This is a genomic window from Stenotrophomonas sp. TWI1151, from assembly GCF_039673135.1.
Taxonomy (GTDB): Bacteria; Pseudomonadota; Gammaproteobacteria; order Xanthomonadales; family Xanthomonadaceae; genus Stenotrophomonas.
In genome coordinates, this window is the sequence record NZ_JBDJLA010000002.1 from 1 (window position 1) to 17,883 (window position 17,883).

The 17,883-nt window shown below is 68.6% G+C and carries 14 protein-coding genes and 1 pseudogene; 6 read left to right on the forward strand and 9 right to left on the reverse strand.

Translation table 11 applies throughout. The features are described 5' to 3' along the window. Positions 1–458: 458 nt before the first annotated feature. Positions 459–1,649 (forward strand): benzoate/H(+) symporter BenE family transporter, encoded by a 1,191-nt coding sequence (locus ABE422_RS04190; protein ID WP_346482544.1) that lies wholly within the window; start codon positions 459–461, stop codon positions 1,647–1,649. Positions 1,650–1,653: 4 nt separating this feature from the next. Here the strand turns inward: ABE422_RS04190 and ABE422_RS04195 are convergent, their stop codons facing one another. The 5 genes from ABE422_RS04195 to ABE422_RS04215 all read right to left on the reverse strand — a co-directional run bounded on the left by ABE422_RS04195 (position 1,654) and on the right by ABE422_RS04215 (position 7,166). After that, a complete protein-coding gene (locus ABE422_RS04195; protein WP_346482545.1) occupies positions 1,654–2,229 on the reverse strand; it encodes a DUF2628 domain-containing protein in 576 nt (191 codons plus the stop codon). After that, positions 2,226–4,394, reverse strand: a complete 2,169-nt coding sequence (locus ABE422_RS04200) for a lytic murein transglycosylase (RefSeq protein WP_346482546.1) — start codon at positions 4,392–4,394, stop codon at positions 2,226–2,228. The genes ABE422_RS04195 and ABE422_RS04200 overlap by 4 nt, the downstream gene beginning before the upstream one ends. Before the next feature lie 54 nt (positions 4,395–4,448). Further along, entirely contained in the window at positions 4,449–5,423 is a 975-nt protein-coding gene (gene egtD / locus ABE422_RS04205; RefSeq protein WP_346465248.1) for an L-histidine N(alpha)-methyltransferase, read from the reverse strand. After that, positions 5,420–6,706, reverse strand: a complete 1,287-nt coding sequence (gene egtB, locus ABE422_RS04210; RefSeq protein WP_313219791.1) for an ergothioneine biosynthesis protein EgtB — start codon at positions 6,704–6,706, stop codon at positions 5,420–5,422. Before egtB ends, egtD begins: the two co-directional genes overlap by 4 nt. Before the next feature lie 67 nt (positions 6,707–6,773). Further along, a complete protein-coding gene (locus tag ABE422_RS04215) occupies positions 6,774–7,166 on the reverse strand; it encodes a YchJ family metal-binding protein (protein WP_346482547.1) in 393 nt (130 codons plus the stop codon). 62 nt (positions 7,167–7,228) lie between these two features. On the opposite strand from ABE422_RS04215, the gene ABE422_RS04220 reads away from it, so the two are divergent. Beyond that, positions 7,229–8,005: a TSUP family transporter gene (locus ABE422_RS04220; protein ID WP_070474219.1), complete on the forward strand. Its 777-nt coding sequence runs from the start codon at positions 7,229–7,231 to the stop codon at positions 8,003–8,005. A gap of 37 nt (positions 8,006–8,042) precedes the next feature. On the opposite strand, the gene ABE422_RS04225 is transcribed toward ABE422_RS04220, so the two are convergent. From ABE422_RS04225 to folE, 4 genes and pseudogenes are all read right to left on the reverse strand, one after another. Next, entirely contained in the window at positions 8,043–11,663 is a 3,621-nt protein-coding gene (locus ABE422_RS04225) for an SbcC/MukB-like Walker B domain-containing protein (protein WP_346465253.1), read from the reverse strand. Between the two features lie 46 nt (positions 11,664–11,709). Next, positions 11,710–12,309 (reverse strand): annotated as a pseudogene (locus ABE422_RS04230) (DUF4194 domain-containing protein); the annotation flags it as partial. Positions 12,310–12,397: 88 nt separating this feature from the next. Then, a complete protein-coding gene (locus ABE422_RS04235) occupies positions 12,398–13,867 on the reverse strand; it encodes a DUF3375 domain-containing protein (protein WP_346482548.1) in 1,470 nt (489 codons plus the stop codon). Between the two features lie 127 nt (positions 13,868–13,994). Continuing rightward, on the reverse strand, positions 13,995–14,597 hold the full coding sequence (folE, locus tag ABE422_RS04240) for a GTP cyclohydrolase I FolE (RefSeq protein WP_019183982.1): 603 nt from the start codon (positions 14,595–14,597) through the stop codon (positions 13,995–13,997). 159 nt (positions 14,598–14,756) lie between these two features. Here folE and ABE422_RS04245 point away from each other — a divergent pair, with 159 nt between their 5' ends. The 4 genes from ABE422_RS04245 to ABE422_RS04260 all read left to right on the forward strand — a co-directional run bounded on the left by ABE422_RS04245 (position 14,757) and on the right by ABE422_RS04260 (position 17,882). After that, entirely contained in the window at positions 14,757–15,212 is a 456-nt protein-coding gene (locus ABE422_RS04245; RefSeq protein WP_313211297.1) for a MarR family transcriptional regulator, read from the forward strand. Between the two features lie 101 nt (positions 15,213–15,313). Next, complete coding sequence (locus tag ABE422_RS04250; RefSeq protein WP_019183984.1) at positions 15,314–15,523, forward strand: DUF1656 domain-containing protein; 210 nt, start codon at positions 15,314–15,316, stop codon at positions 15,521–15,523. Then, entirely contained in the window at positions 15,520–16,428 is a 909-nt protein-coding gene (locus ABE422_RS04255) for an HlyD family secretion protein (RefSeq protein WP_346482549.1), read from the forward strand. The genes ABE422_RS04250 and ABE422_RS04255 overlap by 4 nt, the downstream gene beginning before the upstream one ends. After that, the gene (locus ABE422_RS04260) at positions 16,425–17,882 is read left to right on the forward strand and encodes an efflux transporter outer membrane subunit (protein ID WP_313219794.1); all 1,458 of its coding nucleotides are present in this window, start codon (positions 16,425–16,427) and stop codon (positions 17,880–17,882) included. The genes ABE422_RS04255 and ABE422_RS04260 overlap by 4 nt, the downstream gene beginning before the upstream one ends. Position 17,883 lies beyond the last annotated feature (1 nt).

Sequence of the window (17,883 nt, forward strand, 5' to 3'; positions counted from 1 at the left end):
GAACTTTGGAATCGGCCTCAGCGCCTTCTTCCGTTTGCCCCGACGTTTCCGTCGTTGCGAGCCGCCCATTATAGACCGGCTTATCTGCTTCGTCAACACCTTTTTTCAAGGTCGTTTCACCGAAGTGAACCGTTGTTGCCGATGCCGCTTCGTCGTTCGCCTTAGAGGCTTTCGTCGTTGCGAGCCGCCTATTATGTCAGGCTTTTCGTTTCCGTCAACACCTTCTTTCGAAGCTTGTTGCCGTCGCTGCGGGTGGGTGTTCACCGGGGTGAAGACCGCGTCGCAGCGAGGGAGCGAATACTAAAGGCTTCTGAAAATTCGTCAAGGGTTTTCGTCGATCTTTTTCATCAACGCGTCATCCATCCATGCTGCTCATCAACAAGCGCGGCAGCACGCGCGTTGCGCGTGCTGCCGCTGGCTTGCTAACAATGCATCTCTTGTCATCAGGAATGCATGCGATGTCCGCGGTAGGCAAACGTTCGTTGTGGCGCGATCTCTCCCTGCCTGCGGTGATGGCGGGCTTCATTACGGTATTGGTGGGCTTCGCCAGTTCGGCGGTGATCGTGTTCCAGGCCGCACGCGCGGTAGGCGCCGACCAGGCGCAGATCGCCTCGTGGATGTGGGCGTTGGGCCTTGGCATGGGCGTGACGTGTATTGGTCTGTCACTGCGCTATCGGATGCCGGTCGTCACTGCATGGTCCACGCCGGGTGCGGCCATGCTCGTGGTGGGTGCGGGCGCGGTCGGCTACAGCGATGCGATCGGTGCGTTCGTCCTTGCCGCGGTGCTGGGCATGCTCGCCGGCTTCTCGGGGATCTTCGCGAAGCTGATGAAGCGTGTGCCGATGGCGCTGGCCGCTGGCATGCTTGCTGGCGTACTGCTGCGCTTCGGTCTGGATGTGTTCGTCTCCATGGGCACTCAGCTGGGCATGGCACTGGCGATGTTCGCCACCTGGCTGATCGGGCGACGGCTGTTCCCGCGCTATGCGGTGATCGCCACGCTGGTTGTCGGTGTCCTGGTCGCCGCAGGTGAGGGCCTGCTTCATATGCAGGACGTGCGGCTGGAACTGGCCACGCCGGTATTCACCTGGCCAACGCTGTCGTGGTCGGCGGTGTTCGGCATCGCCCTGCCCCTGTTCGTGGTCACCATGGCCTCGCAGAACATCCCGGGCGTAGCGGTGATCCGTGCCTCCGGCTACGACACCCCGGTATCGCCGGTGATCGGCTGGATCGGGGTGGTCAACACGCTGCTCGCCCCGTTTGGCGCCTATGGGCTCAACCTGGCCGCGATCACCGCCGCGATCTGCATGGGCCGTGAGGCACACGAGGATCCGGCCCGCCGTTATACCGCCGCGGTGGCCGCGGGCGCCTTCTATATCGTGGTGGGCCTGTTCGGGGCGACGGTGGCGGCCGTGTTCGCCGCCTTCCCCAAGGAACTGGTGGCCTGCGTGGCCGGCATCGCACTGTTCGGCACCATCGCCAACAGCCTGGCGACGGCCCTGCGTGAGGAGGCCGATCGCGAAGCGGCGCTGGTGACCTTCCTGGTCACCGCCTCGGGCCTGTCGCTGGCCGGGATCGGCTCGGCGTTCTGGGGGTTGGTCGCCGGCGGCATCTGCCTGGCAGCACTGCGACCGCGTCCGGTCGCCCGCTGACGCCTCACGCGCCTTCGAAGATACGCAGTACGACGAACAGTGCCAGGCCCAGGCCCAGGGCAAGCCGGCTGGTACCCCCGCGGCGTACTAGTTCGGCGTTGATCCGCTCCGGCTGCCCGGTAAAACGGGCCTGCGCCCGCGCCACCATGCGGCGGCAATGCCAGCGGTACAGCGCATTGCCGAAGATGCCCAGCGAGAGCCGCACACCCAGCGATAGCACGACGCCGCCCACGGCCAGGTCCAGCAGGACCATCGCCATGCCAATGGCGAAATCAGCAACCAGCACCGCCAATGCCACCAGGTACATGCGCCGGTACATGAGCCAGTGGAAGCCGAACAGGACGGCCGGCCAGTGCCACGGGCGCGGCCAGCGGCCACCGGCGTCATCCAGATGCCAGCGACGGGCATACAACGCGAAGTTGTCGCCCACCGCCTTCGCCAGCAGCGGATGGCGGTCATGCACCGCCACGGCCGCATCGATCTGGGCGTCGATCATGGCCTCGTGCAGGGCGGTGCTGGGCGCGCGATAAGGATCCTCGGCCGTCTCGTCCGGCCGGGCCGGGGACGGAACCGTACTCATAGCGGGCGAACCGCCAGCGTCTGCTGCAGCACGTGCTGCGCGCCCGGCGCCAGCGTCACCACATCCGGACCGGCGTTGGCCGCTTCCAGGCACACATAGTTGCGCCAGCCGGCCCCGACATCGGCCATCTTGCTGGCGCCGGCCTCACCCGGGTTCCAGGCGACCAGCGAGCGGCTGCCGGTGGTGGTGATCTCGATGCGGCGCTTCAGGCCCGGGTCCTTGAGCACGTAGCGGCCGCCGGCCTGCGTATAGATGCGGTCGCTGCGGCCGGGATCGCGCGGGTCGCGCAGGTTCCAGTCGCCCTGCTGCTGGCGCGGGGTCGCGTAATTCTCGAACTTGTCCAGGTAGGACAGGCCATCCAGGCCCTCCACGCTGACCTGCATCGCATCGCTGACATGGAAGTAGTTGTGCAGGGCCTGGGTGAAGGCGACCGGCTGGCGGCCGGTGTTTTCGGTGATCAGGCGCTGTTCCAGGGTCCGGCCGATGCGCAGCTCCATGCGCAGGCGCAGGTCCAGGTTCTCCAGCACCGGCGGCGCCAGGGTCAGCACCATGGTGCCGTCGGCCTCTCGACGGGCCTGCTGCAGGGTCCATGGCACGTTGCGGACGAAGCCATGCGAGGGCACGTCATTGCCCTGCCCCTGGCGGCCGAAGTACGGCCAGCACACGGGGCTGCCCCCGCGGATCGGGGTCGGCAGCGGCTGGGCGCTCGGCGAGAGCCACATGACGTCCTGCCCGCCCTTGGGCACATAGGACAGGAGCTGGCCGCCGAACACGCTGATCGCGGCGGTGGCGAACGGGGTCTCGACCGTCCACGCGGGGAAGCCCTGGATGTCGGCCAGGCTGAGCCCGGGCACCTGGGGCAGGGCCGCGCGGGGCGCCGCCGGGGATTGGACGTACTGGGCGTGATTGGGCGGCAGGGTGAACACGGTGGATGCGGGCATGGTCGGTGTGGAAGAAGGAGGAGCACCGCGCAGGGCGGTGAGAATGCGCTGGCCGGCACGGCCATCGGCGGGGGTCCAGCCCAGGCGCTGCTGCTCGGCCTGGATGGCGCGGCGGGTCGCGGTACCGATCATGCCGTCGGCCGTACCGATATCGTGGCCGCGGGCCAGCAACAGGGTCTGCAGCTCTCGACGTTCGGTACGGCCGATGCCGGGATCGTCGGTTGGCCAGGCGGCGACGATACCCGGACCACCCCGCAGGCGATCGGCCAGGGTGGCGATCGCCAGGGCGTAGCTCTCGGCGGCGTTGTAGGCGTAGATCGCGTCGTAGTTGCGGAACACCAGCCACGCCGGGCCCTTGGCACCGGTCGGGAGCAGCAGTGCCGCGTTGCTGTCGGCCGGGAGCCCGGCAGGCGCCAGGCCCCCCCCGGCGACCGGGACGATGCCCAGCGCGCGCCAGTCAGCCAGTGGCTTGCGCTGGGTGCGGCCGGCTTGGGCAGCGTTGAAGCCGGCCGGAATCTTCACCTCGATGCCCCACGGCTGCCCGGTACGCCAGCCTGCCTTCTTGAGATAGTTGGCGGTGGAGGCCAGCGCATCGGGAATGGAGGCGACCAGATCGCGGCGACCATCGCCGTCGCCATCCACCGCGATGCGCGCATAGGTGGAGGGCATGAACTGGGTGTGGCCGAAGGCGCCGGCCCACGAGCCGGTCAGGCCCTCGGCGCGCAGGTCGCCGGCATCGATCAGCTTGAGCAGGGCCAGCAGTTCACCGCGGAAGAAGGGCTGGCGGCGGCCTTCGCAGGAGAGCGTGGCCAACGACTGCAGCAGCGGGCGCTTGCCGAACACGCGGCCGTAATCGCTCTCTACGCCCCACACCGCGACAATGGTGGCGGCATCGACACCGTACTCGGCCGAAACACGGGCCAGCAGATCACGGTGCTCGATCAGACGGGCGCGCCCGTCATCAACGCGCTGGGTATCCACCAGCGCGGCCAGGTAATCCCACAACGGAGTGGTGAACTCCGGCTGTGCATCCAGCAGCGGCAACACGCTGGGGTCGGGGGTCAGCCCGGCGGTGAGCACCTCGAAGCGCTCGGCGCTGATGCCCTGCTTGCCGGCCTGCGCCTTCAGCGTGACCAGGCAGGTGGCGAATGCGTCCGGCGCGGCGACCGCGATCGACGGTGCGCCGAGCCACAGCCCGGCCAACAACAGGGGCGACCATCGCATTGGCGGAATCCTTGCAGCCAGTGGACCTGCATCATAGCGGCAATGCCGCGCAGGTCAGGCCGGCTGCAGCAGACGCAGGCCGAAGGCGGGATCGGTGGCGTTCCAGTGGGCGGTCACGCGCAGGCCGGCGGCGGCGGCCATCGCGGCGAACACCGCATCGGTGTACTTGTGACTGTACTCGACGGTCATCGCCTCGCCTTCGGCGAAGTCGAAGCTCTGCCCCCCCACCTGCACGCGCTGGTCGCGCTGGCTGACCAGCTCGGTTTCGATGCGCAGCCGCGGCACGCTGTAGCGGGCACGATGGCGGAAGCCGTCCAGATCGAAATCGCTGCCGATGTCGCGGTTGAGCCGACGCAGCAGATTGAGGGTGAACTCGGCAGTGACCCCGGCGGCATCGTTGTACGCCGCTTCGATCAACGCCGCGTCCTTGTGCAGGTCGATGCCGATCAGGGCCATGCCATCCGGGCCCATGGTCTGGCGCATCGCCTTCAACAGGGCGACGGCGTCGTCGTGGGCGAAGTTGCCCAAGGTCGATCCAGGGAAGAACACCAGGTGGCGGGCCGGCTCGCGCTGCGGCGATGGCAACTGCACCGGCTGGGTGAAATCCGCGCAGACCGGCAGCATTTCGATGTCCGGCAGCGAGGGGGCCAGCCGGGTGATGCTGTCCAGCAGCGCGGCGCGGGAGATTTCGATCGGGGTGTAAGCGACCGGGTCCCGCAGCGCATGCAGCAGCAGTTCGGTCTTGCGCCCGCTGCCACTGCCCAGCTCGACCACATGCAGTCGCGGGCCGACCACCTTGGCGATGTCACGCGCGCAGTCCTGCAGCAGCTCCAGCTCGGTGCGGGTCGGGTAGTACTCCGGCTGCTGGGTGATCTGCTCGAACAGCGCCGAGCCCTGCGCATCGTAGAAGTACTTGGAGGGCAGCTGCCGCGGGGTGGTGGACAGACCACGCAGGATGTCGGCGGTGATCTGGTCCCGATCCGGCTGCAGATCGGTCAACGCTTGGAGTGCATCACGGACCGAACTCATGCGGCATCCCGGGCCAGGCGCAGGCCGGCGAACTGCCACCGGGCCGACGGCGCGAAGAAATTGCGGTAGCTGGCGCGCAGGTGATCGGCCGGGGTGGCGCAGCTGCCTCCGCGCAGCACCCACTGCCCGCACATGAATTTGCCGTTGTACTCACCGAGGTTGCCCGGGAAGGTGCGGAAGCCGGGATACGCCCCGTAGGCGCTGCTGGTCCATTCCCATACATCGCCAAACAGCTGGACGAGATCGCCTTCTTCCGCCGCCCCGCCCGGGTGGAGGTGATCGGTATCGGCGAAGCGACCCCGCAGCGGCCGGCCGGCGGTGGCGGCCTCCCATTCGAATTCGGTGGGCAGCCTGGCGTCCTGCCAGCGTGCGTAGGCGTCGGCTTCGAAGTAACTGAGATGGCAGACCGGTGCGTGGGGGTCGAGCGCACGCCAGCCGCCCAGGGTGAACTCCCGCTCCAGCGCGTCATCCCAATAGAGTGGATGCTCCCAGTGCTGCTCCTGACACAGCGTCCAGCCTTCGCTCATCCACCAACGCGGCTCGCGGTAGCCACCGGCCTGCACGAACTGGCGGTACTCCTCATTGCTGACCGGGCGGTTGGCCAGCGCATGCGCGGGCACCAATACGCGGTGGACCGGCGATTCGTTGTCATAGGCGAACGTGGGGCGGGTGGGCCAGACCGGCGCGCCGATCTCCACGATCTGTTCGGGACTGCTGAGCCACTGCAGCGGCAGCGCACGGGCCGGCGCCACGACAAGATCCTCGCGGTAGGCCGGCTGCAGCGGGTTGGACCAGAACGCGTGCTTGATATCGGTCAGCAGGAGTTCCTGGTGCTGCTGCTCATGGTGCAGGCCGAGCAGCAGCTGCTGCTGGGCCTGCTCACTCAGGCTGCCGGCCTGCAGCGCAGCGATCACGCGCTGGTCGATCTCGGCGCGGAAATGCAGCACTTCATCCAGCGAGGGCCGCGAGAGCAGACCGCGCTGGGGGCGCGCATGGGCCGGGCCGATGCTCTGGTAGTAGCTGTTGAACAGGTAATGCCAGTCCGCATCGACCGGTGCGTAGCCGGGCCGGGTGGCCAGCACGAAGCGCTCGAAGAACCACGTGGTGTGGGCCAGGTGCCATTTGGCCGGACTGGCGTCGGCCATGCTCTGCACCATGGCGTCTTCCGCACTGAGGGGGGCGGCCAGCGCGACCGTGCGGGCGCGCACGCTGGCGTAGCGGGCGGCCAGCGACGTCGGCGGGGCGGCAGTATGCGGAGGTGCGGCAGCAACGGCGGTAGTCATCGCGATCAGGATCGGCCAGCCGGGGTGAGCGCCACGTCATGGCACGGCATGGATCGGGTGACAACGCTCAGAATGCGTCGAGATAGAACCAGCGGCCGTCTTCGCGGACGAAACGGCTGTGTTCGAGCATTTTCACCGCACTGCCGCCGCCGACCTTGTAGCGCGCGGTGAAACGGACCTGGGCGTGGTCGGCATCTGAGCGGGTATGTGCGTGGATCGTCAGCCCCAGCCACTGCGTGCGCTGGCCGGGTGCTTCGTCCAGCGACAGCTCGGCCGGGCGCGTGGACGGGTGCCAGCTGGCCAGCAGGTACCCGGCCAGGTGGCGCACGTAGGCGCTGTAGCGCGAGCGCATCAGCGCTTCGGCATCCGGCGCGGGTGTGCCGGCGTGGTAGCGGCCGCAGCAGGCGGTGTAGGCCGGTGGGCGGCCGCAGGGACAGGGATCGGAGATGGCGGTGGTCATGGGGGTATTGTCGCGCGATGACCGGGCGTATGCTGGCGCGCCTTCTGCCGCGATGTGCTGCCGTGCTTGAGCTGGTTCCCCCTGAGCTGTTGTGGTTGGTGGCGATCGCCTTCATCGCCGGCCTGGTCGATGCCGCCGTCGGCGGCGGTGGGCTGGTGCAGTTGCCCGGGTTGTTCACCGTCTTGCCGCAGCACACGCCGGCGATGCTGTTCGGCACCAACAAGTTCAGCTCGATGTTCGGCACGGCGGCTGCCGCATTCCGCTACGCGCGCAATGTGCGCTTCCCGTGGCGGCCGGTACTGTTCGCGGCGGGCACGGCGTTTGTGTTCTCGTTTGCCGGGGCCACGGCGGTCAGCCTGCTGCCCAAGGACGCGGTACGCCCGCTGGTGCTGGTGCTGCTGGTGGCGATGCTCGGCTACACGCTGTGGAAGAAGGACTTCGGTGCCCTGCACCGCCCGCGCGAGATCGGCCGCAAGGAACTGGTGACCGCGTTGGCGATCGGTGCGGTGATCGGGTTCTACGACGGCTTCTTCGGGCCCGGCACCGGCAGCTTCCTGATCTTCCTGTTCGTGCGCTTCTTCGGGCTGGACTTCCTGCGTGCGTCGGCCGCCTCCAAGGTGGTGAACCTGGCGACCAACGTGGCGGCGATCTCCTTCTTCGTGCCGACCGGCAACATCCTGTGGCTGTTCGCACTGCCGATGGCCGCGGCCAACATCATCGGCTCGGTGGTCGGCACGCGGATGGCGCTGCGCGGTGGCACGCCCTTCATCCGCAAGCTGTTCGTCGGCCTGGTGGTGGTGCTGATCGCCCGGATGGGCTGGGACACCTTCGCCGGTTAGCAGGACGGGCCAGCCCTGGGGCTGACCCGTCGGTTGCTCAGCGCTTGGGCTTGGCGGGCTTCTTTGCGGGCGCCTTGGGCGCGGCCTTGGTGGCCGTCTTCTTTGCCGCTTTCTTTGCCGGCACCTGGGGCACAGCCTTCTTCGGGCGGGATGCCGACGCCGCTGCCGGCGCCGCCACGACCTCGGCCTCGACGTGGGCGTCCTCGTCGATCGAGGCCGCCATCACTTCAGTGGCCATCGCCTCGGGGGCATCCACTACGGCAGGCGGGGCAATCACGGCCGGTGCCGGTGCCGCCGTCGTCTCGCCGGCGCGGGCACGCTCGGGCAGCTTCAGGCGCTTGCCTTCGTCGTCGTACTCGATCAACAGGACGCCGGAGTCGTGGCGACCGCTGATCTCCACGAAGCAGGCACCGCCGATGAACGGCTCCAGCGTCATCACCGACTTCAGCGGGGTGGCCACGACCATCTGGAACCCGAAGTTGTCGAAGATGTTCATCGCCAACGCGGTGAACTCGTTGTCGGCCTTGTCGAAGGCTTCATCGAGCACCACCGCCGCGTAGCTGGGCAGCTGGCCGTCGGCGCCACCGAGCTGGTAGCGCAGCGCGGCCGCCAGGCAGGTGGTGGCCAGCTTCTGGCGCTGACCGCCGGACTTGCCCGCACCGCTGCGGTAGATCTCGACCTGCTGGCGGGTGGCGGCGTCGAGCTCGACGCCGACGAATTCCACATGCAGGCGCACGTCCAGCACCAGCTCGCGCCAGCGCTTGTCCTCGCCTTCCTGCGAGCCGAGCTTGGCGACCAGCTCACGCAGCACCGCGAACTGCGCTTCGGCCAGTTCGCGCTGCTCGGTCTGCTGCTGGGACAGCACGTCACGCAGGCGCTGGTGGAAATCCAGTACCTCGGGCAGGCGGCGGTCGGTGAGTTCGATGGTCAGCAGGGTGCCGCGATTGAACGGTACCTGCTCCAGCGAGGCATTGACCTCGTCCAGGCGCTGGGCGATCGACTTGCGCGCCTCGGCCGTGTGCCGCTGCAGGGCCAACAGGTTGTTCTTGCTCTGGCTCTGCAGCAGATCGAAGAAGCGTGCCTCGTGCTGCGGCAGGCCATCGTTCTCCAGCCGTTGCAGGCGGGCCAGGAAATCTTCGGCGCTGGACAGGCTGACGGTGAAGTCGCCGCTGTCTTCCGGCCAGGCCTGGCAGTAGCGGCGGAAGCAGCCGAGCAGCAGGTTTTCCAGCCGGTTGTGTTCGGCCTGGGCACCGCCGAGCTGTTCGTTGAGGGTGTTGCTGATCTGCCGGAAGTGGGCTTCCAGGTTCTCCAGGCTGAGCACCCCGAGCGCCTTCAGGCGTTCGTCCAGGCCCTGCTGCTGCAGCGGCGTGACCACGCGCTTGGCCAGCGGCGCGCACTGCTCGTGCAGGCGTTCCAGGCGTTCGTGTTCACGGCCGAGCTGGCCGCGCTCCACGCGTACGTCTTCATAGGTGCGCTTGGCCTGGGCCACATCGGCCCGGGTCTTCTCGATCTGTTCGCCCAGCCTGCGCAGATCGGCATTGCCTTCGCGCAGGTCGTGCAGGGCCTGGGCGATGTCGTCCAGGCGCTGCAGCGGTGCGGCCACATCGATCTCGTCCCAGCCCAGCGTGCACAGCTGATGGCAGGCCAGTCGGGCCTTGCCGTCCTGTTCGCGCTGCGCGCGCAGGCCGGCCACGTCGCTGTCGCAGGCAGCGATGCGCTGGGCCAGTTCGATCGCTTCGCGCTCGTACAGGTCCAGTTTGTCGCGGTTGTTGAAGCCGAGCAGCCAGCGGCGGCGGTCGCTGATGTTGTGGCGATCGTCCTTCTCGAAGCGCTCGCCCGGGTGCTTGACCTGGCCTTCCTTGGTGATGCCGCGGTCGGTATCGCGCAGATGGCGTGCATCCACGCACTCGTAGTCAAAGCGCTTGCCCAGCTCGCGGCGCAGCCAGCCGGCATAGCCGTGCTCGCGCAGCACCAGCTTGTGCAGCAGCGAACGTGCGCCCGGCTCGCGGCCATGCAGTGCGTCGTCGTTGCGGCGCACCCGGTAATAGACCAGGCGGGTCCCGAGGTGGGTCTGGTTGATCCACGCCGAGACCTCGGCGTGGTGGCGCTCATCGACCAGCAGCGACTGCGCGAAGCCGTGCAGCACGCGCTCGATGGCGCCCTGCCATGCGGCGTCTTCGTCGCGGACCTGCAGCAGTTCGCCCACGAACGGCAGTGCCGCCTCGGGAATGCCGGTGTCGCTGCTCAGGCGCGCGCGCAGCTGCTGCATCGGCGCGGGAATGCTGGACGGGGTGCGCTTGAGCGCCTCCAGTTCCGAACGCACCTCGGCGAAGCGGCGCTCGTCGTCGCGCTTGCCGCCCATGCGCTCGGCGATGGCTTCGTCCAGCTCGGCCGCGGCGCGCTGGCCGTCGTCCAAGCGGGCCTGGGCGCGGGCGAGCTGCTCGGCAAACCCGTGCGCGGTCTCGGCCAGGGTTTCCCCCAGTTCGCGGCTGGCATGGTTGGCCTGGCTGCGCTTGGCCAGCCGGCGGTCGCGTTCCTGGGCGACACGGCCCTGCTCGCGCTCCAGTTCTTCGATGCGCTCACCGCCCTGCTGGCGACGCTGCGCTTCCAGCTCGGCGAGGTGGCTTTCATGATTCTCCAGCGCGCTGCGGCGCTGGCCTTCTTCCCCGGACAGACCGCGGTCGCGGGTATCCAGTTCCAGCAGGCGTGCCTCAAGCAGGGCCAGGCGACGCTGCTCGCGCACGCCGTCGATGCCCAGCTTCATCTCGTCCAGGTCTTCGCGCTGGCGGCGCAGTGCCTGCAGATCGGCGTAGTGGCCGCGTGCGGGCAGCAGGGTTTCAACCTGGCGGCGCGCGGTGACCACGGCCTGGTGGGCGCCATCGAGTTCAGCGAAATCATCGACCAGCCGCTCGGCCGCATCGAAGGTGCGCGGTGCATCGAGCATGAAGTCGCGCAGGAACACGTTCAGATCGCCGAGGTTCTTCGCCGACTGCGTCTTGTGCAGCAGGCGCAGCGCCATCTCGTTCTCGATCCCGAGCACATGGCGGAACCGTTCGGCATAGCTGGCGAAGCTGTCGAAGTGATGCACATCGCCCAGGCGCTGCTTGAGCTTGCGCAGGTCCAGGTCGAAGCCGCCGAGGTCACGTGCGATGTCGAAACTGCGCTCGGCCACCATGTAGTGCTTGCGCACATCGGCCGCGGCCGCGCCGTTGCCGGCAATCCAGAACAGGCGCACCAGGCTGACGATGCGGCCGTCATTGCTGCGGTATTCCAGCACCAGGGCGGTCCAGGTAGCGCCTTTGCGCAGGTACTGGGTGGCGATTTCACCGGTGCCGCTGTCCTGCTGGTCGGCCCAGGCGCCCCGCACGTAGGAGACCAGGTTGCGGTCGCGGCCACTGCGTTCGGCTTCGCGCGCGGCGGCGTTGAAGTCGACCAGGGCCGGCGGCACCAGCAGCGCGGACATCGCATCGAGCAGGGTCGACTTGCCCGAGCCGGAGCGGCCGACGAACAGGAAGCCGCGCTCGGCGATCGGCACTTCGGTCAGGCCGGAGAAGGTGCCCCAGTTGTGGACCTGCAGGCGGCGCATGCGGAACTGCTGCGCGCGCGGGTCGGGCTGGTCGCCGGGGAACAGGGCGGGTGCGGGAATGTGGACGGTCATGGCAGGGCTAGCAATCCAGGCAGGGCAGCGGCGCGCGGGCGCGCGCTCAGGCGTCGAGGTCGGCCGGCGCTTCGCGCAGGCGGCGGTACACCTGGGCCAGGGCGGCGACATCTTCGGCGGAGAACATCAGTTTCAGTGCCGGCGAGACTTCATGACGCGCATCGTCGCCGCCGAGGCGGGTGAGGATGTGGTTGTCCTTCATCTTCTGCACGGCACTGGCGACGCGGCGGTTGAAGCCGGCGCGGTCGGTGGACAGGTGGCGCTCGTACACGGCCAGTGCTTCGGCCAGCTCGGCATCCTCGACCACCGCGCGCACGCCGCGCGCATCGGCTTCGGCCAACTGCTGGCGCAGGTGCAGCAGCAGCACCGAGTCGATGAAGGTCAGCGGCGAGGTACGCAGCAGCACCGGTGCATCGATATCTTCGGTATCGGCCTGGCGGGTGAACGCCACGCCACTCTCGCGGTCCAGCACCAGTTCCAGGAACAGGTCCGAGAGCGCCGAGCGGATCGCCGCTTCGCTGCGGATCAGCGCCGGCCACAGCTTGGCGTGACGCAGCTGGTCGATGCTCGGGCCGATCAGCAGCTGGCACAGCGCGCGGCGGCCATCGAGCGGCAGCCGGCCGGTGTCGCCCATGTAGAACACGTCATTGTTACGCCGCAGGACGGGCGTCACCACGACCGGTTCGTCGTCGTGCCCGTCTGCGCCGCCGTCGATCGGGGTGTCGGTGGATTGTTCATGCCAGCTCATGGCGTTTCTCCTGGGTGAACCAGATCAGCGGAATGCGGGCGCGACGCCATTGGCCATCGCCGCCGCGCCATTGCGCGATCTCCTGTTGATCGGTGGCGACCTCGCCGTGGCGGGTGCCAAGAGAGAGGTAGCCGATGATGCTGCCCAGCCCCTGCGGGGCCTCACGGTGCTCAAGCACCTGCGCGATCGACAGCCGCGGCTGCTCGCCGAGCAGGTCGTGCAGATCGCGGCGCAGGGTGCGGAAGTCGATTTCAGAGGCGGCCACCAGGTCGCCGACACTCTCCAGCGAGATCGCGGCGGTGTCGTTGCGCTGCACGCTGCCATCCACCTGCGCCTGGCGCGGGTCGTGCAGCTTCCATTGCGACAGCGAGCGCAGCCGGCTGGTGGTGAGCTGCAGGTCGCGGCCGATGCCGCGCTGCGCCGGGATGTGGTCGCGCAGGCCCAGCGCCTCGCCCTGGGCCTGCTTGAGCAGCTGGTTGAGGCGGCGCTGTTCCAGGTAGCCACGGCTCTGCACGAAGCCGCGCAGGCTGCGGGCGAAGTGCTGCAGCACATCGTGGACCTGGCCACCGCGCTCGAGCATGGTGGTGGTGAAGCCGCGCAGGAAGGTGCGCTCGTTGCGATCCAGCTTGCGGGCGAAGCCACGCGCGAGCACGGTCTCCAGCGCGGCATCGAGCTGGGCGCTCTGTTCGGCATCATTGAGCAGGCGCCAGAACGCCTCGAAGCTGCGCCCGGCGTCGCTGTCGCCGATCACGTCCACGCCTTCGAACAGCTTGGACAGCACGTCGCCGCGCTCGCCTTCGTCATCGATGATGCGTTCGCGGAATTCACGGTTGAGGCGTTCGAAGTCATCGCGCACGCGGCGGAAATCTTCGGCCAGTTCGTCGGCCAGGCCGATGATCTGGCGGGTCCGTTCCAGCGCGCGCTTGCCATCCAGCGAGGACACCTTGCCGCCGCTGACGCGGGCGATCTCGGCATCGATGCGGTCGCGCTCGTCGCGCAGCGCGGACAGGCGTGCATCCGGATTGGATTCGGTCAGCGCGGCCAGCTGCGAGAGCTGCTCGATCACCAGGGCCAGGCGGCTCTCGGTGGCGGCAGCGCGCGCCTGCTCCAGGCTGTCGGCGAAGCGGATCGCCTGCGCGGCCTGGGTGGACAGTTCGTACTGTTCCTGATCGGCGCCGTCGGGCAAGCGGCGTTCCAGCCAGCCCTGGGCCAGCCAATGCGCGATGTAGGCCTGTGCGGTGCGCGGCAGATCGCGCGACAGCTCATCGGCCTTCAGATCATCCAGCGCGCGCTGCAGGCGTTCGTGCAGCACCGCGGTGGACAGGGTGCGCTCGTCCTGCATCAGCAGGCTCTGCAGCAGGCCGATGATCTCCGGCGCGTGATCGGCCGCCAGCAGCTTCCACTGCGATTGTTCGCGCAGGTGGCGGTAACGGGTAATGCGCTCGCGATGTTTCATTCGAGACCCGGGACAGGAAGACAGGCCGCGCGGGTCGCGGCGGCCGGGAAGGAAACGGGACGCGCACGCACCCGCAGGGCCGGGCCGAAGCCCAGCGCCTGCCGGCCGCGCGCGACAGCGCGGGGAATCAGCGCTTGCCGCCCACTTCGATGAAACGCAGGAACTCGGCGCGGGTGCGCGCGTCCTCGCGGAAGCTGCCCAGCATCTTGGAGGTGACCATGCTGACGCCGCGCTTGTGGATGCCGCGGGTGGTCATGCACTCATGCGCACCTTCCACCACCACGCCCACGCCGACCGGCTGCAGCACGTCCTGGATGCACTGGGCGATCTGTGCGGTCATCTTTTCCTGGACCTGGAAGCGGCGTGCGTACGCCTCGACCACACGGGCCAGCTTGCTGATGCCCACCACCTTGCCAGCCGGCAGATAGCCGACGTGCACGCGGCCGATGATCGGCGCCATGTGGTGTTCGCAGTGGCTTTCGTACTCGATGTCGCGCAGCACGATCAGTTCGTCGTAGCCGGCCACTTCCTCGAAGGTCCGCTCCATATAGGCGCGCGGGTCGTCGCGGTAGCCGCTGAACCAGTCGCCATAGGCTTCGGCGACGCGGCGCGGGGTATCCAGCAGGCCTTCACGGGTCGGATCTTCACCGGCCCAGCGCAGCAGGGTGCGCACCGCCGATTCGGCCTCGGCCTGGGTGACGGGGTTGGCGTCGTTGTCTTGCTTGCTCATTACATACAGCACCCGAAGGGGGGCGAGCATCGTACCCGACAGACCCCTCGGGCGTCCTGCGCCGGGGCGCCCGGGCCGTGTCCGGACAGGCTGTCATTGGGCCGCGGTTGTGCCACGGGTATTGATAGGAGACGAATTAGTAGTATCCTATCTATTCTGATGAACCGATCCCTCGACGAACGTACCCAGCTGCAGATGCAGCTCAGTTCCGGCCTGCTATACGCAGGGCGGCAGTGGCAGCGCCTGGCCGACCAGGCCCTGGGCAGCTACGGTATTTCCGCTGCCTGCACCATGCCGCTGCTGATGATCGGGCGCGCCGGCGGGGGTATCCGCCAGGTGGCGCTGGCCCACCAGCTGGGCATGGAAGGCCCTTCGCTGGTCCGCCTGCTGGACAAGCTGGCCGCCAGCGACCTGGTCCGCCGCGAATGCGATGCCAGCGACCGCCGCGCCAACCTGCTGTGGCTGACCGACAAGGGCGAGGCCCTGGTCAGCCAGCTGGAGACCCAGTTGATCGGGCTGCGCCAGGACGTGTTTGGCGCGTTGACCCTGGATGAACTGCGCACCGTGCTGAAGCTGTGGCAGCTGCTGGCCGATGCGGCCGACCGCGTGACGTAAGCCTGCTCTCCCGTTGTACGGCCCGGTGTCGTACTGCGACGGCATGACATACGACGACCAACGGTCGTCGCCTACCTTTTTCCAGTGAACCCTCTGCCTCGATGTACGGTGAATTCAGTCTCTATGGTGTGTTCGTCCCGACCCTGCTCGGGCTGATGCTGCTTGCCTACCTGCTCAAGAGCGGGTTGCGCGTGGTCCTGCAGCGCACCGGCGCCTACCGCCACATCTGGCACCCCGCCCTGTTCAACCTGGCCGTGTACGTGATCGTGCTCGGCGGGTTGTTTTCCCTGATGCGTTGGATGCAATCGTGAACAAGATCCTCAAGCAGACATTCCCGGTCGTATTGACCGCCGTGGCCGTAGTGGCCGCCGTGCTGGTGCTGCGCCACCTGTGGGCCTATTACATGGATGAGCCGTGGACGCGCGATGCGCACGTCAGTGCCGACGTGGTCCAGGTCGCGCCGGACGTGTCCGGGCTGGTGGAGGCAGTGAAGGTGGCCGACAACCAGCCGGTCAAGCGCGGTGAGGTGCTGTTCGTGGTCGATCGCGCGCGCTATGAGATCGCGCTGGAGCAGGCCCAGGCCGCTTTGGGCGAGCGCCGCGCCACGCTGGACCAGCTGCGCCGCGAGATCGCCCGCGACCGCAGCCTGCAGGATCTGGTCGCCGCCGAGGACGCCGAAGTGCGCCGGGCCAAGCTGCTCGCCGCGCAGGCTTCGATGGCCACCGCGCAGGCGGCCGTGGATCTGGCCAAGCTCAATCTGGCCCGCACCGAAGTGCGCAGCCCCAGCGATGGCCACGTCAACGACCGCACCGTGCGTGCCGGCGACTACGTGACCGCCGGGCGGCCGGTGATGGCCGTGCTCGATACCGGCTCGTTCCGCGTGGACGGCTACTTCGAGGAAACCCGCCTGCAGGGCGTGCATTCCGGGCAGAAGGTCGACATCCGCCTGATGGGCGAAGCGCAGCCGCTGCAGGGCCACGTGCAGAGCATCGCCGCCGGCATCGAAGACCGTTACCGCAGCGAAGGCAGCAGCCTGCTGCCGAACGTGACCCCGGCCTTCGACTGGGTGCGGCTGGCCCAGCGCATCCCGGTGCGCATCCATATCGACCGCGTGCCGGCCGGCGTCAACCTGATCGCCGGGCGTACCGCCACGGTCACCATCCAGCCGGACACCGCCCCGGCCACGCCGGCGCAACCGGCACGGACGGCGCTGTGAACCGCCCGGCGCTGCACCGCATCGCCCTCGGGTTGGCCCTGACCACGCTGGCCGCGTGCCGCACGGTCGGCCCGGACTATGCGGTGCCGGCCGGGTCCGCCTTCCAGCGGCCGGAGGCGAATGCCGCCTTCCTCGAGACCGGTAACCCGCAGGTCGCCGCTGGGGCCGCGCTGCCCGCGCGCTGGTGGGAGCTGTACCAGGACGACACCCTCAATGCGCTGGTGCAGCAGGCGCTGCGCGACAACGTGGAACTGAAGGTGGCCGATGCCAACCTGCGCCGCGCCGCCGCCGTGTACGAGCAGGCGCTGGATGCCGGTGGCTTCGAGTACGAGGCCGAGGCCGGCGTGAGCCGCGCGCAGCTGTCCGCCGAATCGTTCCTGCTGGAGCACGAACTGCCGCCGATCAACCTGGCCGACGGCAAATTCGCGGTGTCCTATCAGTTCGATCTGTTCGGCAAGCTCAAGCGCGCCTCCGAGGCCGCGCATGCCGACGAGCAGGCCACCGCCGCCGCGATGGACCTGGCGCGCGTGTCGCTGGTGGCGCAGGTGGCCGGCAGCTACGTCGACATCTGCCACGCCAACCACGAGCTGCACGTGGCCGAGCACTCGCTGCAGCTGCAGCAGCGCAGCCGCGAGGTCACCCAGCGCCTGATCACGGCCGGCCGCGGCACCCCGCCGGAGCTGGCCCGCGCCAACGCCCAGGTGGCGATGCTGCAGGCCGCGCTGCCGCCGCTGCGCGCGCACCGCCAAGCCTCCGAATACCAGCTGGCCGCCCTGCTCGGCCGCACCCCGGGGCAACTGCCCGAGGGCGTGAGCGACTGCAGCCAGGCCCCAACGCTGGCGCAGGCGCTGCCGATCGGTGATGGCCGCGCGCTGCTGCAGCGCCGCCCGGACATCCGCCAGGCCGAGCGCAAACTGGCCGCCGCCACCGCGCGGATCGGGGTGGCCACCGCCGAGCTGTACCCGGACATCCGCCTCGGTGCCTCGGTGGGTGCCGCCGGCCTGCTGGAAGACTTCGGTACGCCGCTGACCCAGCAGTGGTCGATCGGCCCACTGATTTCCTGGACGCTGCCCTCTTCCGGCACGCATGCGCGCATCCACGCCACCGAAGCCGGCGCCGACGCCGCGCTGGCCGAGTTCGATCACAGCGTGCTGCAGGCCCTGCGCGAAACCCAGACCGCGCTGAGCCGCTATGCCCAGGATCTGCAGCGCCTGCAGTTCCTGCAGCAGGCCCAGCAGCAGGCCGACCTGGCCGCCAGCCAGAACCGCCGCCTCTATCAGGGCGGGCGCACGCCCTACCTGGCCAGCCTGGATGCCGACCGCAGCCTGGCCAGCGCCGATGCGACCCTGGCCGAGGCCCAGGCGCAGGTCTCGCGCGACCAGATCCAGCTGTTCCTGGTGCTCGGCGGCGGCTGGAATGCCGACGCCGTCGCCACCGGCACGGCCGCGAGGTAAG

What these genes read in the sequence shown, in the direction of transcription:
- ABE422_RS04190 (WP_346482544.1), top strand. Translation starts at nt 459, where the DNA reads ATGTCCGCGGTAGGCAAACGTTCGTTGTGGCGCGATCTCTCCCTGCCT.
- ABE422_RS04225 (WP_346465253.1), bottom strand. Translation starts at nt 11,663, where the DNA reads ATGACCGTCCACATTCCCGCACCCGCCCTGTTCCCCGGCGACCAGCCC.
- ABE422_RS04200 (WP_346482546.1), bottom strand. Translation starts at nt 4,394, where the DNA reads ATGCGATGGTCGCCCCTGTTGTTGGCCGGGCTGTGGCTCGGCGCACCG.
- ABE422_RS04245 (WP_313211297.1), top strand. Translation starts at nt 14,757, where the DNA reads ATGAACCGATCCCTCGACGAACGTACCCAGCTGCAGATGCAGCTCAGT.
- ABE422_RS04250 (WP_019183984.1), top strand. Translation starts at nt 15,314, where the DNA reads ATGTACGGTGAATTCAGTCTCTATGGTGTGTTCGTCCCGACCCTGCTC.
- ABE422_RS04235 (WP_346482548.1), bottom strand. Translation starts at nt 13,867, where the DNA reads ATGAAACATCGCGAGCGCATTACCCGTTACCGCCACCTGCGCGAACAA.
- egtB (WP_313219791.1), bottom strand. Translation starts at nt 6,706, where the DNA reads ATGACTACCGCCGTTGCTGCCGCACCTCCGCATACTGCCGCCCCGCCG.
- folE (WP_019183982.1), bottom strand. Translation starts at nt 14,597, where the DNA reads ATGAGCAAGCAAGACAACGACGCCAACCCCGTCACCCAGGCCGAGGCC.
- egtD (WP_346465248.1), bottom strand. Translation starts at nt 5,423, where the DNA reads ATGAGTTCGGTCCGTGATGCACTCCAAGCGTTGACCGATCTGCAGCCG.
- ABE422_RS04195 (WP_346482545.1), bottom strand. Translation starts at nt 2,229, where the DNA reads ATGAGTACGGTTCCGTCCCCGGCCCGGCCGGACGAGACGGCCGAGGAT.
- ABE422_RS04215 (WP_346482547.1), bottom strand. Translation starts at nt 7,166, where the DNA reads ATGACCACCGCCATCTCCGATCCCTGTCCCTGCGGCCGCCCACCGGCC.